The organism is Saccharobesus litoralis (assembly GCF_003063625.1).
Classification (GTDB): Bacteria; Pseudomonadota; Gammaproteobacteria; order Enterobacterales; family Alteromonadaceae; genus Saccharobesus; species Saccharobesus litoralis.
In genome coordinates this window covers 4,131,142-4,146,291 of record NZ_CP026604.1, presented here as the reverse complement: position 1 = coordinate 4,146,291, position 15,150 = coordinate 4,131,142, and the positions used below count along the sequence as shown (strand labels likewise).

At 39.3% G+C, this 15,150-nt stretch carries 13 protein-coding genes; 11 read left to right on the top strand and 2 right to left on the bottom strand.

Annotated features, from left to right (window positions below; all coding sequences use genetic code 11):
* The first annotated feature begins 100 nt into the window (after positions 1-100).
* The 3 genes from glgX (at position 101) to msrB (ending at position 4,321) form a co-directional block, all read left to right on the top strand.
* On the top strand, positions 101-2,197 hold the full coding sequence (gene glgX, locus C2869_RS15145) for a glycogen debranching protein GlgX (protein WP_108603761.1): 2,097 nt from the start codon (positions 101-103) through the stop codon (positions 2,195-2,197).
* 173 nt (positions 2,198-2,370) lie between these two features.
* A complete protein-coding gene (gene gndA / locus C2869_RS15140; protein WP_108603760.1) occupies positions 2,371-3,903 on the top strand; it encodes an NADP-dependent phosphogluconate dehydrogenase in 1,533 nt (510 codons plus the stop codon).
* A gap of 19 nt (positions 3,904-3,922) precedes the next feature.
* Positions 3,923-4,321: a peptide-methionine (R)-S-oxide reductase MsrB gene (gene msrB, locus C2869_RS15135; protein WP_408011863.1), complete on the top strand. Its 399-nt coding sequence runs from the start codon at positions 3,923-3,925 to the stop codon at positions 4,319-4,321.
* Positions 4,322-4,411: 90 nt separating this feature from the next.
* Here msrB and C2869_RS15130 read toward each other — a convergent pair whose 3' ends face one another.
* Entirely contained in the window at positions 4,412-5,230 is an 819-nt protein-coding gene (locus C2869_RS15130) for a DUF2989 domain-containing protein (protein WP_108603759.1), read from the bottom strand.
* Between the two features lie 83 nt (positions 5,231-5,313).
* Between C2869_RS15130 and C2869_RS15125 the strand changes: the two genes are divergently transcribed.
* The 8 genes from C2869_RS15125 to C2869_RS15090 all read left to right on the top strand — a co-directional run bounded on the left by C2869_RS15125 (position 5,314) and on the right by C2869_RS15090 (position 13,302).
* Positions 5,314-5,820 carry a TlpA family protein disulfide reductase gene (locus C2869_RS15125; protein WP_108603758.1) on the top strand — a complete coding sequence of 169 codons (507 nt, stop codon included), beginning with the start codon at positions 5,314-5,316 and terminating at the stop codon, positions 5,818-5,820.
* A gap of 88 nt (positions 5,821-5,908) precedes the next feature.
* Complete coding sequence (locus C2869_RS15120) at positions 5,909-7,564, top strand: alanine/glycine:cation symporter family protein (RefSeq protein ID WP_108603757.1); 1,656 nt, start codon at positions 5,909-5,911, stop codon at positions 7,562-7,564.
* Positions 7,565-7,578: 14 nt separating this feature from the next.
* Entirely contained in the window at positions 7,579-7,905 is a 327-nt protein-coding gene (locus C2869_RS15115; RefSeq protein ID WP_108603756.1) for a zinc-ribbon domain-containing protein, read from the top strand.
* A 38-nt stretch (positions 7,906-7,943) separates the two neighbouring features.
* Positions 7,944-8,201: a YeaC family protein gene (locus C2869_RS15110; protein WP_230425567.1), complete on the top strand. Its 258-nt coding sequence runs from the start codon at positions 7,944-7,946 to the stop codon at positions 8,199-8,201.
* A complete protein-coding gene (locus C2869_RS15105; RefSeq protein WP_108603754.1) occupies positions 8,191-11,001 on the top strand; it encodes a DUF349 domain-containing protein in 2,811 nt (936 codons plus the stop codon). The genes C2869_RS15110 and C2869_RS15105 overlap by 11 nt, the downstream gene beginning before the upstream one ends.
* Before the next feature lie 129 nt (positions 11,002-11,130).
* Complete coding sequence (gene nagZ / locus C2869_RS15100) at positions 11,131-12,138, top strand: beta-N-acetylhexosaminidase (RefSeq protein ID WP_199915574.1); 1,008 nt, start codon at positions 11,131-11,133, stop codon at positions 12,136-12,138.
* A gap of 49 nt (positions 12,139-12,187) precedes the next feature.
* Positions 12,188-12,721, top strand: coding sequence for a GNAT family N-acetyltransferase (locus tag C2869_RS15095; protein ID WP_108603753.1), 534 nt, complete (start codon positions 12,188-12,190; stop codon positions 12,719-12,721).
* A 14-nt stretch (positions 12,722-12,735) separates the two neighbouring features.
* Positions 12,736-13,302: a DJ-1 family glyoxalase III gene (locus C2869_RS15090; RefSeq protein ID WP_108603752.1), complete on the top strand. Its 567-nt coding sequence runs from the start codon at positions 12,736-12,738 to the stop codon at positions 13,300-13,302.
* A 250-nt stretch (positions 13,303-13,552) separates the two neighbouring features.
* Here the strand turns inward: C2869_RS15090 and C2869_RS15085 are convergent, their stop codons facing one another.
* The gene (locus C2869_RS15085; RefSeq protein ID WP_108603751.1) at positions 13,553-15,022 is read right to left on the bottom strand and encodes a hybrid sensor histidine kinase/response regulator; all 1,470 of its coding nucleotides are present in this window, start codon (positions 15,020-15,022) and stop codon (positions 13,553-13,555) included.
* Between the last annotated feature and the right edge of the window lie 128 nt (positions 15,023-15,150).

Sequence of the window (15,150 nt, the reverse complement as noted above, 5' to 3'; positions counted from 1 at the left end):
GTAAATTTAACAATATTTAAAAAGCTATACAGTTTCTTTTTACTTGGAAACTAGTTAGTGACATTAACGACCTTTTCTTACTGTTTTTCTAAGGATGACCATGATTAACTTGCCCAAGCAATCCATTCTAAACACTGTCGGCAAACATGACGTCTATGCGGGCTCTGCTAAAAAATTAGGCCCTAGTTTTGTTAAAGGGGTAGGGGTTAACTTTGCTGTATATTGCCCCAAAGCGCATAAAGTTGAATTATGTTTATTTGATAAAGACACTGAGCAACAAATTTGTGCCATAGAATTACCGGCAAAAAAAGGCCGCGTTTGGCACGGATTAATAACTAACATTGAAGCTGGGCAATTATATGGTTATCGTGTTTACGGTGATTACAACCTTGACATGGGCTTAGTTTTTGATCACGAAAAATTGCTAATTGATCCTTATGCTAAGGCGCTAAATCGACCTTTGGTTTGGAATGAAAGACTTTATGCTGGCGACTCAGCGGCCATGATGGCAAAGTGTGTGGTCGTTGATCCTGAATTTGATTGGCAAGGCATTACTCGACCTTATGTGCCTGACTCAGACACTGTTGTGTATGAAATGCATGTAAAAGGTTTTACTCAAATTCACCCAGATGTGCCAGAGTCAATGCAAGGCACTTATGCTGGGTTAGCTCATCCTAAAGTAATCAAGTACTTAAAAGACTTAGGGGTAACAACATTGCAGTTAATGCCAGTGGCTGCATTTATGTCTGAGCCGCGATTAACAGATTTGGGGTTAACAAACTATTGGGGATATAACCCAATAAACTTCTTTAGTCCTGAACCTCGTTACGCTAGCAATGGCGACTCAGTTGCTGAATTTAAAACCATGATCCGTGAAATGCATCGCGCTGGCATTGAGGTTATTTTAGATGTTGTGTTCAATCACAGCGCCGAGGGCGGTGGTGATGGACCTATACTATCGTTTAGAGGACTAGATAATAGGAATTTTTATTTATTCGACAAAAACGAGCATGGACATAAACAATATCGCAGTTATGTTAACAATACCGGTTGTGGCAACAGTATTAACCTAGATAACCCTTATGTGTTACAACTCGTTACTCAATCTTTGCGTTACTGGGTTGAAGAAATGCAAGTTGATGGATTCCGTTTTGATTTAGCAGTTAGTCTGGCGCGAGAAGGTAACGAATTCGATAATTATTCAGCCTTTTTTAAGGTCCTTTTTCAAGACCCCGTTTTGAGTCAGGTTAAACTTATCGCCGAACCATGGGATATTGGCTATGGAGGATATCGATTAGGGCAATTTCCTGAAAATTGGCATGAATGTAACGATAAATTTCGTGATACCGTTCGTGGATTTTGGAAAGGAGATAGACACTTATTAGGTGATTTCGCTACACGTTTAATGGGTAGCAGAGATGTATTTCATAAGGATTTACGAACCATTAATACCAGTGTGAATTATATTGCGTATCACGATGGTTTTACGTTAGAGGATTTGGTGTGCTACAACCATAAGCATAATGAGGCTAACTGCGAACATAACCGCGATGGCCACGGCCATAATCTTTCCTACAATTATGGTATCGAAGGACCAACTAAAAATAAGAAAATTAATGCATTAAGGCAAAAGCAAAAACGTAATTTACTTGCAACATTATTTGTTTCTCAAGGGACACCTCACTTGTTAGCCGGTGATGAAATTGGTCGTACGCAGTTAGGGAATAATAATGCATATTGTCAAGACAACAGTATTAGTTGGATAAATTGGCAATTAAAAAATCCGCATAAGCAGCAGTTAGAATTTGTACAAAACCTCATAAAACTGCGTCATGGTAGTGAACTGTTGCATTCATTATCACTGAAAGATGACGGCTATTTTGGTTATAACAACAGCCACGAAGTCCATTGGTATACGCCTGAAAATCAGGAAATGAATTATGAGGATTGGCATGATATTGATAACCAGAGTTTTATGGTTGAATTAATTGCTGGTCTTCAAGAAGGCGATGAAACGTTAAGATTGATGATTAATGCCAGTGAATTAGAGGTTGAATTTACGCTACCTAGTAAATCTAAATGGCAAATTCTTTTTGATACTCGTTTTGACAATGGCCAAGCGAAACGCAAAACACCTGTAAGCAAAAAATATCTTTGTGAAGATCGCTCAATGGTGTTATTACAAAAAAAGTGGTGATTGTCTCCACGTAAATTATCAGGGCTCGCTAGAGCCTTGATTTTGTTTAATTCTGCATTCATTTAAAAAATACTTAATATTTTTTAAATAAACGCGGTAAATATTCCTCCCTTTATAACCAAACAGTATAATGCCTTCGCTATTACCACACTAAAACGAATAGGAACACACACATGTCCGACGCGACAACACTATGCGATATTGGGTTAATAGGCCTTGGTGTTATGGGAAAAAACATCGGTCTTAACCTCGCTGACAATGGTTACAAAGTAGCGGCATTCGATCTTAATGAAAAGAGCGTGCAAGCTATTGCCCATCAAGATGAAACAGAGCGTGGCGCGCAACAAGACGCTAGAATCCTTCCGGTTAAATCTCTAGGTGAAATGCTAGAGAAAATCAAAAAGCCATCTATCATAATTTTATCTGTGCCGGCGGGAAAACCTGTCGATATTATTTGTTCACAGCTATTGGAATTAGGGCTTCAGCAAGATGATATTGTTGTTGATACAGGTAACAGTTTATGGACAGACACTGTAGAGCGTGAAGCTGGGTACAATGGTAAATTTGTATTCTTTAGTTGTGCTGTATCAGGTGGTGAAGTGGGAGCGCGATTTGGGCCTTCATTAATGCCAAGTGGTGATAAAAATGCTTGGTCACGCCTTGAACCCGTTCTCGAAGCTATATCTGCTAAAGTCGATCCAGAAACAGGTTTGCCAAATGCTCGAAATTCTTACACTGAAGCATTGCCAACAGGTGAGCCGTGTGTAACTTATATTGGTCCAGCAGGTGCTGGCCATTATGTTAAAATGGTGCATAACGGTATTGAATATGCCGATATGCAGCTAATTTGCGAAGCTTACCAATATATGCGCGAAGCTCTAGGGTTACAGCCAAAAGAGATCGCTGCAGTTTTGCGTGAATGGAATAAAGGCGAACTTAACAGTTATTTGATTGAAATTTCAGCTGAAGTTTTAGATCAAGATGACCCTGAAACGGGCAAGCCAATCGTTGATATTATTCTTGATCGAGCTGGACAAAAAGGCACAGGCTTATGGACAGCCGTTAGTAGCTTACAAGTTGGCTCTGCTGCAACTACAATTGCGCAGTCCGTATTTTGTCGCGCATTATCATCTATTAAAGATGAGCGTGTTGCAGCGAGTAAAATCTTTAGTAAGGCGCCAGCGCTTAATTTGTCAGAAGACGAGAAAAAAGCGCAAATTAAACAACTACATGACGCTTTATATTGCGCCAAAATGTGTGCTTATGCGCAAGGTTTCGATCTGATGAAACGGGCAGCCAAAGAGCAAGGTTGGGATCTGGATTTTGCTGAAATCGCAAAAATTTGGCGAGCTGGGTGTATAATCCGCGCCGTATTTTTACAATCAATTACAAAAGCTTATCAACGAGATGCGCAGTTAGAAAATCTGTTATTAGATGAGTTTTTTGCCGAGCAAATTAAACAATTTGAACCCGCTTGGCGCGAGGCTGTTATTAATTCGATTAAAGCTGGGATCACGATGCCGACTATCACGTCTTCGCTTTCTTATTTTGATGCCTATCGCAATGCAACGTTACCTGCTAATCTTTTACAAGGTCAGCGTGATTTCTTTGGTGCGCACACTTTCCAGCGTGTCGATAAACCAACAGAAGAAACGTATCATTTGGAATGGAGTCAAGCTGATCGACCTTTAGTTCGTATTCAGTAACATTCCGTAAGGGGGAAGTGTGGCTTCAATCAAAGATCATGACTATTGGCGAGATAAGCTAGACACTGATACCTTTCGTATTACACGCGAGGCGGGTACTGAGTACCCGTTTAGCGGTGCTTTACTTCATCAGAAGTCACCAGGTCAATTCAGTTGTGCTTGCTGTGATACACCATTGTTTACTCACGAGCATAAATTTGACTCTGGCTGTGGTTGGCCATCATTTTATGATGCTATCGATTGGCAAAGAATAGACTTTATCGATGATTTGAGTCATGGCATGGTGCGTATTGAAATTCGTTGTAAAAATTGTGATGCGCATTTAGGCCATATTTTCGATGACGGGCCTGCACCAACAGGTAAACGCTTTTGCGTTAATTCATTGTCAATGCAGTTTCATCCTGAAGCTAAACCTTAACTTATAATAAAGTGGAGAAAAAGGTTAATTAATTCGCCACTTTTACACGGTTGGTTGCTCGCAGTGTTACTGACCTGAGTTGCCTATCAGTTAGCGTTTAGGTGGAACAAAGCTACCAGACTCTATTTGTGATTGGTATTCGTCAGCAAAGTCGTCTAGCTTGTCTACATCGACGCCTTGATTACCTAAAATAGCTTTCATTGGCGCGAGATCAATTTCCTTCATCCCATAATCTTTGGCTATTCTTCCCCAAACGTAAGCATGCTTCAGTTTGTCTTCCTTTAAATAAAGCGTACTTAAGGTTTTTAAAATTTCAGGGTCAATTTTATCACCGTCTTTATAGAGCGCTAAGGCATGATAAAGAATATCAATAGTGGCATCTCGGTCAATTTTAACCCAGTATGTTGCTAGCTTAAATTGCAGATCGGGTGTTTCTAAATCACCAGTCTCGCGCAATTTTAAAAATTGAGTTAGTGCATTCTCATCACCATTTCGAGACCAGTGCCAATATAACAAACGCGGATCATTACTACTTTTAGTAACATTTTTTAAGCGTTCTAACTCTTTTAAACTAGTCACATACCCTTGTACACGCGTTGTTGTTTTTTCTTTTAGTTTAATATGCTCAATATGAGACGCTATTTCAACGCATTCACTATAAGACTCTAAATCAAGTATTAGTTGGTAGCGTATATCGTCGCTTGCTTGTTGAGATTCTAAATAACGACCAATAATGACATTGGCTCGTTTATCTTTGCACCATGAGTCTTTATTGAGATCTTGGCAAAATTGAGGAGTCTCTTTACACACTTTTCTAACAGATACGCCAGAATCACAGCCAGTAAGTATTAAGGCTATAGCTACACTCGTTAAGGTTTGTTTTAATATTGGAACAGGTGAAGTCATCATTCTTAACTTACGGTTGATTGAGTATTTTTATCATTATATTCGGTCATCTTACCTTGGTTAGCTTATAAATTTAATACGGTGTTATGCATTTAGTTAAAAGTATTATTAAAAATTCATTGGTTTTTGTGATCCTATTTATTTTAGTCTCGTGGTGGCAAGGTCGGAATTTATTGAATGCTGATGATGCTGGAGCGCTGAAAGCAATTGAATTACCGACCTTAACTGGCGAATTAGCTCAGGTAAATTTTCAACAAAAAGTTAGCGTTATTTATTTTTTTGCCCCTTGGTGTCGAGTTTGTGATGTTTCCATTGATAATTTACAAGCATTACATGAAACCAAAGGTGGTGATTTTAATTTAGTTCCCATTGCATTGGATTATTCCGCAATAGAACAAGTCAGCGAATTTGCGAGCCGTAACGAATTAAGTATGGATGTGTTATTGGGTACGGAGCAAGTTAAACAAAAATTTAAAATCAGTGGCTATCCAACGTATTATGTTGTTGATGCAAATGGTAATATTACTCACTCATCTATGGGATATTCCACGAAAGTTGGATTATATATAACGACAATGTTTAGTGATATTTAGTTGATTGATGAACAATACAAACCGCCACTAAATTGAAGTATATACCAACGTCCAAACAATAAATATAAATAAAACTAAGGTGACGGTTTTGACTGTACTCAATGATTTTTTATTATTGCTCGATAGTTTTTTGGGCAGTGCAATTTGGTTCCCCTACCTATTACTTGGCGTTGGTCTGTTTTTTACTCTCTATCTCGGCTTCCCGCAGCTTCGTTATTTTAAGCGGGCTTGGCAAATATTATTAGGCAAGCACGATCATAGTCGCTGCGAAGGGGATACATCGCATTTTCAAGCATTGTCTACCGCATTATCTGGAACCGTTGGTACAGGTAACATTGGTGGCGTCGCTTTTGCTATTTTTTTAGGTGGGCCGGCCGCGTTATTCTGGATGTGGGTCACCGCGTTTCTGGGAATGACAACTAAATTTGTTGAGGTTACTTTATCTCATAAATACCGAGTAAAAACAGAAGATGGAACCATGGCTGGTGGCCCTATGTATTTCATGGAACGAAAACTCAATGCTAAATGGTTAGCCATTATATTTGCATTGGCAACCGTTTTGAGCTCATTTGGTGCGGGTAATATGCCGCAAATTAACAACATAGCGTCTGGCATGCAAAGTAGTTTTGGCATAGAACCTTGGCTTAGTGGTGCGGTTTTATCCATCTTACTTGGTTTAGTGATTATTGGCGGTATTTCACGGATTGCGGCGGTAACCTCTAAAATCGTCCCCTTTATGGCGGCCATTTATATTTTCGGTGCGCTAACGGTAATTGGTTTTAATATTGACAATATTGGACCTGCTTTTGTTTCGATTTTCTCTGATGCGTTTACAGGTTCAGCCGCTGCCGGTGGGTTTTTAGGTGCAAGTTTTGCGTACGCGTTTAGCCGAGGTGTTAATCGCGGTTTATTTTCTAATGAAGCAGGGCAAGGGTCAGCGGCTATTGCTCATGCTTCAGCTAAGGCCGATGAACCTGTGTCGGAGGGAATGGTTTCAATTTTAGAGCCTTTTATTGATACCATTATTCTTTGTACCCTGACTGGATTGGTTATTCTGTCGAGCGGTGTTTGGACTGAGAAGTTTGAAAATACTTTTCCTCGTTCAGAAATGGTAATACTACAAGGTCAATTTTCAGATCAAAATGAACAAGACCGACAGCAACTGTATCAATATTTGGTCGAGGGAAAACAAGATGTCGTCCAGCCCTTTACTGGTGAATTAATCGTTAAGGAAGGGCGATTAGTCGACAATCGAGTGACAATTATCAATGCACGCTCAGTAGCGGAGTCGGTTAAATTTGAACATGAAGGTAAGCATAGCTTTTCTGGGTTATTGCAAGTCCAAAACGGTAAAATTGTAGATAAGTCGATTAAGGTTATTGGCAAATCATTGATTCACTCGACCCAATTAACCGCAAAAGCCTTTACGCGAGGTTTTATGGGGCAATATGGTGAATATGTTGTAACCATAGGTATACTTTTATTTGCGTTCTCGACAGCTATATCTTGGAGTTACTATGGTGATAGGGCGATGACTTACCTGTTTGGTGCTCGTTCGGTTATGCCGTATCGTGTCATTTATGTGGCTGGTTTTATGTGGGCAGCCGTTGCCGATACCAGCGTGATTTGGAACATTGCTGCGGTGGCTATCGTTTTAATGACGTTACCTAACTTAGTTGGTATAGTGCTGCTCCACAAAGATATGAAACAAAGTGTCAAACAATATTGGCAACAAAAGAAATAAACAAAGGTTAGTCGATGGCGTTAATAGCTTGCCCAAATTGCGGTAAAAGAATTTCTGATAAAGCTGAGGTTTGTCAACATTGCCATACTGCGTTAACCGGCGATCCGGATAAAGTACGTAGCGCTGCGCGTATTGCTCGCATTGAGCAATCGGCTCGGTTAATGACATACTCATTTATTGCTTTGATTGTATTTATTGCTGGTATTGCCTACAGTGCTTTTTATGCGGAAACTGGTGCGACTTGGGATAAATGGCTGGCTCAAATTGCCACTGCTATTGGATTTGTCTGGTACATTGGTTTGCGCATCCGTATTATGATGTTTAAGAAACAAAAAGTGTAAGAGTGAAATAAGTGAACTTTTTATCTATGGTTGACTCAATGCCTGAGTCAGTATACTTATCGTTACGCCAAGCGGTGGAATTGGGTAAATGGGAAGATGGCAATTCTTTAACACCGGAACAAAAATCCCAAGCCTTACAAGCCGTTTTGGCTTGGCAAGCAAAACACTTGCAATCAAATGAACACTACACCATAGGTTCGGACGGCCAGCTTATCGAAAAACGAAAGTCTGAACTTCGAAACCAATTTGCGAACTCAAATAACGATATTGTGCGAATCACTCACGATGATCTTTAAATCCTTATTTGCGCCTAAATGGCGCCATAAAAATGCGGCTATTCGCCGAGCAGCCTTAACTAATCTATCAATAGACACTGATAAAGACGCTATTCTTGATTTGGCTCACAATGATCCAGATATATCTATACGTAAAGCCGCGCTAGAAAAAATTAATGCGCTCGACTTATGGCAAGCTGTAAGTCTTGATGACCAAGATGCGCAGGTCCGAAAATACGCCAGTAATAAGTTAAAGTCATTTTTGCTAGATGACAACAATGAACTGTGTTCAGAACAAGCTAAATTGGCATTGATTCAACAATATGCCAATAACCCGTTTTTAGAGTCTTTATTAGCGCATACACAGAACACCGAGATACGTATAGCGTTATTGCAGCGCGTTGTAAAACGGAAACTGGATTTAGAGCTGAGTTTAAAAAGTGTAGAGCTTAGTGAATGCCAACTTGTTTATCCTCGTCTTAACCAATATGACGAAACCATTACTCATAAAGAGTTAGAGCGTTTGGCAACTAAAGCTAAGCATGAATGGGTTCGAACGCAGGCACAAGCAGATTTAGCAGAGCGTATAGAGAAAGAAGAAAAGCCGATACTTGCAGGTAAACATTTAAATCTTATCTTAAGCAAATTATTGTCTTTAAAAGATAAGACTGACTATGGAGTGATTAAAGAGCAGGGAGAACAACTTGTTGAACAATGGAATCAATCAAGTGAATGGCTAGATTGCTTAGATGAAACAACGAAAGCTCAGTTCCAACAGAAATACGTAGATATCTGTAATAAGCTAGAAAGCTCTACGCAAATTTTAAAAGAAGCTTGGTATCAACAACAACAAGAAAAACAACAACAAGCAGAACTTGAACAATTAGTACGAGATGTAAAACAAGATATAGCTCACATAGGTGATACAGTAGAGCAGGTCATTACCGGCGAATCAGCGGTTGATTCCAATCAATTGCTAGACAAAATTCATGATTGTCGTCACAAATTAACGGTATCACACTTTGTGAATGCGCAAATAGAAGCCTTGCACAAAGAGCTAAATACACTCGAAACTAACGCCAATAAATTACCTGAATTTGCCGAGCAAATGTCACAGGTGACGCGATTGATTAGTCAATTAGCCCAACACCATGTACCTGAAAGTTTAGATGAGTTGGATGAAAAAGCGCAATGGTTTGCTCAGTGGCAAAATGATTGGCGAGCTTTGAAAAAACAATTACTTCTGCCATTGCCAGTGTCTTTGCTTGACAGCCAAAAGCAAGTTAATCGCCAATGGCAACAAGCCATTGATGGCCTACAAAGCGAACAAAGTAAAATAGTTGGGCGTATTCATGGCAAATTAAAAGAACTGAATCGTCTAATTCAATCAGGTAAATACAATGCTGCGTTTGGTTTATTTAGGAAAGTTTCAACTTGGCATGATGAGCTGACTTTAGCTAACCAAGCGAAGGTACAGCGAGAGTTTGATAAGCTGACTGATAAAATAAACGACCTTGCAGATTGGAAAGAATATATTGCAATCCCTCGTAAACAAGAATTGTTAACTGAGGTGCAAACATTAGTTGAGTCACCTAATGACGATCCTATTAAGCAAGCAGAAAAAATACGTCAACTTCGTCATACTTGGTTAATGTTGGGGACAATTGAATCTGCAGATGACCAAGCACTTAATAAAGCATTTGACGAAGCCACTGAGTTAGCTTTTGCACCATGTCGAGAATACTACGCGCAACAAGAGCAGCTTCGTGAAGAAAACCTGAAACTGAAAACAGCAATCATTGATGAGCTAAGTGTGCTAACACAAGCGTTAGCAGCTCAAGAAAAATCTATTTCTGAAATCAGTAAAAGTTTAAGTTCTATTCAAAGTCGTTGGTCTAAAATAGGCCATGTCAATCGCGATGCATTTAAAACGGTCAATAACCAATTTTATGATTTATTAAAGCCGTTAAAAGAACAAGCTAATGAATACTATCGTGCTAATGAAAAAGCAAAAAACAAGCTGATCAGCAAAGCTGAAGAATGTTTGGCGAGCGTGACAGAGAACGAATCATCCAATGATGCATACAGCGATGCAATTGAACAATTAAAAGCATTACAAGCTAGTTGGAAAACCATTGGTTTTGCTGGTGCCGGTAAAGACCGCAAGTTATGGCAATCGTTTCGCAGTATTAACGATAAAGTTTTTGCTTTACGAACAGAGCATGCTCAAAAAGAAAAACAAGCAAGAAACACGGTTTTTGACAAGGTGTTAGAAAAAATTAACGCTGTACAGTCAACACTGTCACAAGCAGATAATTTTGAGGCAATCAAAAATATCCAAACTGCTGTCGCTGATATTGTAATTAATGCAGATTTACTGACAAGTGGCCAAGTGACGAAGCTTGAGCAGTTAAAGGAAACAGTAAAGTCAGATTTGGATACACTGATTGCTAAAATAAACAAAGACAAACAAAAGGCAAATTATTTAAATTTGCTAGCTGCGATTAAACAAGCACCTAGCGAAGAACTTAATAGTCGGGTGAAGTGGGCGAGTGAGCTTGAAACTTATCAGCAAGTTCCACCTAAAGAACAGCAAGACACAACCCAATTAGATATTACAATTAAGTTGGAAATATTAGCCGGAGTCGAAACGCCAGAGCGAGATAAATCACGTCGTATGGAATTACAGATAGATATGTTGTCCAGTAAATTAAATGCAGGCGATATATCACAAAAAGATGTATTGATTGGACAATGGCTGCAATTAGGCCCTCCAGCAGATAAAACATTAGTTGATAGATTAGAGGCCGCAATCCTATAAACTAGCTGTTAGGTCATTTGGCTGGCTTAAATCACGTCATAAGCTCTATGTAATGTTAGTAGGGCTTGTTTACTTCTGTGCGAACAATTAGCGCACTAAACTGCGTTTTCATTAGGTTATCAACTTCACATGCTGACAAAAGCTAATTTAATCTTGGATGTAGAAGGGTTCGAGCTCACTACTGAAGACAAAGAAATTATTGAGCATCCATATGTTGGTGGTGTCATACTATTTAGCCGTAATTATCATGATAAAGCACAGTTAACCGAGCTGAACAGGCAAATTCGCCTCGCTAGTCGTACACCTATTTTAATTGCGGTTGATCACGAAGGCGGTCGTGTACAACGATTTCGAGATCACTTTGCAACTATACCGCCTGCTGCTATTTATGAAAAATTAAGTGCAGACAATATTAAAATTGCTAGAGAACTCGGTTGGTTAATGGCTATTGAGTTATTAGCTACCGGCGTCGACCTTAGCTTTGCCCCAGTTTTAGATTTAAACCGATTATCCAGTGTTATTGGTGAACGCGCATTTTCAGCACAACCTGAGCAAGTCGTTAAATTTGCATCTGCTTTTATTCGTGGGATGAATGACGCGGGAATGAAGGCTTGTGGTAAACACTTTCCGGGCCACGGCAGTGTCGAAGCAGATTCCCACGTTGCTGAACCTGTAGACGGTCGTGATCTAAAAACAATTGAACAAGTCGACATGTTGCCATTTGCAGAATTGATTAAAAGCAATATGTTAGATGCAATCATGCCGGCTCATGTCATTTACTCACAAGTTGATAGTCAACCCGCAGGGTTTTCTGAATATTGGCTGCAATCCGTTCTAAGGAAAAAATTAGGATTTAACGGTGTTATTTTTAGTGACGATCTATCAATGCAAGCGGCTAATATTGCTGGAGATTATGTTAGTAAAGCGACTGTCGCCTTAAAAGCAGGATGTGATTTTTTATTGGCATGCAATAATAGAAATGGAGCAGTCAGCATTATTGACGCGGTAGCTAGCTTACCTGTACGAGAAGTTAATAACCAGCTTATTGCGACATTAAAGTCTGATGTTGATGCAAAAGCACTTTATCAAAGTGAACGTTACAAATCCGCTTATCAATTATCAAATCGATTAATATAATCAGGTAAAAAGTCTATAACCGCTTTTACTCCGTATGTGCGGGTTTTAAATGGAACAGTTATTCACCAAACGCTTGATCTTAAGGCCTCTTAAACAAAGCGATTTTGAGCTTTACAATGCGTTATATAGTAACGATACCGTTATGCAGTATATTGGCCCTGTATGGAGTCGAGCGCGGGTTGAACAAGAGTTTAGCTTGTATATAGCACCATGGTTTGATGAAGAAGGGCAATGGTTAAGCTATGCGATTAATTATAACAGTCAAACGGTCGGGGTTGTTGGTCTTAAACTTGTGAGTAAATCAGATAACCGGCGAGAATTAGGTTATATGTTACTTCCCGAGTTTTTCAAGCTTGGTATTGCTTATGAAGCGGCAAAAGCTGTAGTTGATTACGCATTTAATATTTTGGGCACCCATAAGTTGATTGCCGTTTGTGACAACCGTAATCAAGCCTCAAAGACAATTCTAAATAAATTGGGGTTCGATCAAGAAGGCTTATTAAAAGAGCAATTTAAGTTTAATGGCGAGTGGATTGATGACGCGCTTTATGGTTTGTTAGAAAAGCATTACTTTGACGGTTAAATTCTGGAAATTAAATGACAACTAAAACTGCATTAGTTTTGATTGCTACGGGTAGTGAAGAAATAGAAACTGTTGCCATTGTTGATACCTTGGTTAGAGCTTCTGTTCAAGTTACTTTAGCCAGTGTGGAACAAACTCATGTGACAAAGGCTATAGAATGTAGCCGTGGGGTTAAAATTGTTCCTGATGCTCATATTAATGAGTTACCTCAAGATTGTTTGTTTGACGTTATTGTCGTACCGGGAGGCATGCCTGGAGCTGAAATTATCGCAAGCAATAGTAAAGTTTTAAAAATGTTAGAACGACACGCCTTAGAGCAAAAAATTATCGCAGCTATTTGTGCGGCTCCTGCTGTCGTATTAGGAAAAACGTCAATCCTAACGAATAAACAGGCAACGTGTCATCCCGCGTTTATGGCGCAGTTAGTATGTAAGGAAAAAATGACTCAGCGAGTTGTTATTGACGGTAATGTCATTACGAGCCGAGCACCAGGCACAGCGATAGAATTTACGTTAGCCATTATCGAAAAAATACTAGGAAAAGAAAAAGCAAATCGTGTGGCTGAGCCCATGTTGGTTTAATTGGTTAATCCTGCAATCTATAGTCAAAGCGATCAGGTTTTAGGGGCAGCTTCCGCATCCTGCTCACGCCCCTTACCTGCATCCATGCAGGCAAGCTTCGAACCCCCATGAGCATATGCTCTATTATGTGATTGGGGTCGCCTAAATGGATTTAGGTGTTAGAACGACGTAGGAGCCAAAGTCGAGAGTAAGCGATGACAATGAACCATAAGACCTGAGCGAGAAGACTATATTATTGTGGTCGGTAACGTTAACTGTATTCGGCATCAATCTGAGCTTGAGAGGCTAGAGGTAAACTAAAGTAAAATTGACTGCCTTTATCCAGTTTTTGATAACCTATTTCACCATCGTGAGCTTCAATTAACTTTTTGCAAATCGCTAACCCTAACCCTGTAGATTGTTCACCACCGGTGGGTTTATTTTCCAGTTTAGCAAAGGGCTTAAATAATAATTTTTGTTGCGCAATGCTGATACCTGGGCCTTGATCTTCTACGCTAACCAACCACTGATTGCCTTTTACTTTTGCTGTGAGCTTAACTAATGTACCCGGTAATGAAAATTTAAAGGCATTTGTTACAAAATTACTGACCACTTGAATTATAAATTCGGCATCACACTTGACCTGAACCTCTTCTCCGGCTTGCAATTCAAAGTGAATTCCTTTCGCTTGACTAATAGAATTAAACTCTTCTAAACGCGCTTTTAATAATAAATGGCTCGGTTGTAAAGTTGCGCTTTGCGCTAGATCAGTTCCGTTTATATGAGAAAATTCAGTTAACTTGGTTAATAACTTGATTAAGTTATCTGTACTTTGGTTAATTAATTTTATATGACAGTGACGAGCGTCGTTTTCTGGCGTGCTTAGCATTAACATTTGGCTTAATGAGTAAATGTTTGCTAATGGGTTTCTAATATCATGCGCCGCCATTCGCAATATATACTGTTGATGCTCGGTTATTTCTTGAAGTTCAGAGGAGTAATCCATGGCGTCTAAATTTTGATTAATACGCGCCACGAGTTCCTCAATAACAATAGGCTTAGTTAGAAAGTCATTAGCCCCTGCTTTCAGAAAACGAATGGATTTATCACGGCTATAGACACCTGAAATTCCAATTATAACCATTTGCCTTTGGTTAAATTGCCTTCTTAGCTCATGGGTGAGGGTAATGCCATCCATGCCACCTAGTTCACCGTCGGTCAACACTAAGTGTATACGATATTCTTTAGCCATTTTTAACGCTTGTTCAGCATTGTCGGCAGTTAAAACATGCAGTTTTTGAGCTTTTAGTACCTTTGTTAAAAGCTGAGCGATTGGCTTTGAGTCGTCAACAATTAATGCGGTTAGCTTTGGATTTTTTTGTAAACGATGAATAAGGGATACTACATTCTCAAATGCACCTGGAGTTGATTTTATTAGGTAATCACAAACGCTTTCATTACGTAATACGGTTTCACGCATTGAATCCGTTAAGTTACCTGTTAAAACAATAATAGGGATTTGATAAGGCTCTAAATGAAAAATAATTTCACCATTTTCCGAACCAGGTAAATGCAGATCAGTCGTTATTGCCATGTACTGATGCGGATTGGCATTAAGTAAGTCTAATGCGTCATCAGTAGTTTCAGCAATATCAGATTCAATATTGAGCCTTTGTTGTAAAAGCGCGCTAATAATTTGTGAAAACGCGCGGGAGTCTTCTACAACGAGTACCTTTTTCATGTTTTATCGTATTAATTAAGTTAGGCGACAGTCTAGGTAAGGACACTGTAAAGGTTTGTACTTACCTACTCTAGGTGATTAAAATTATGGCAGAAAGTCAGTTCAATACCAGTAATACGTGACGTTCC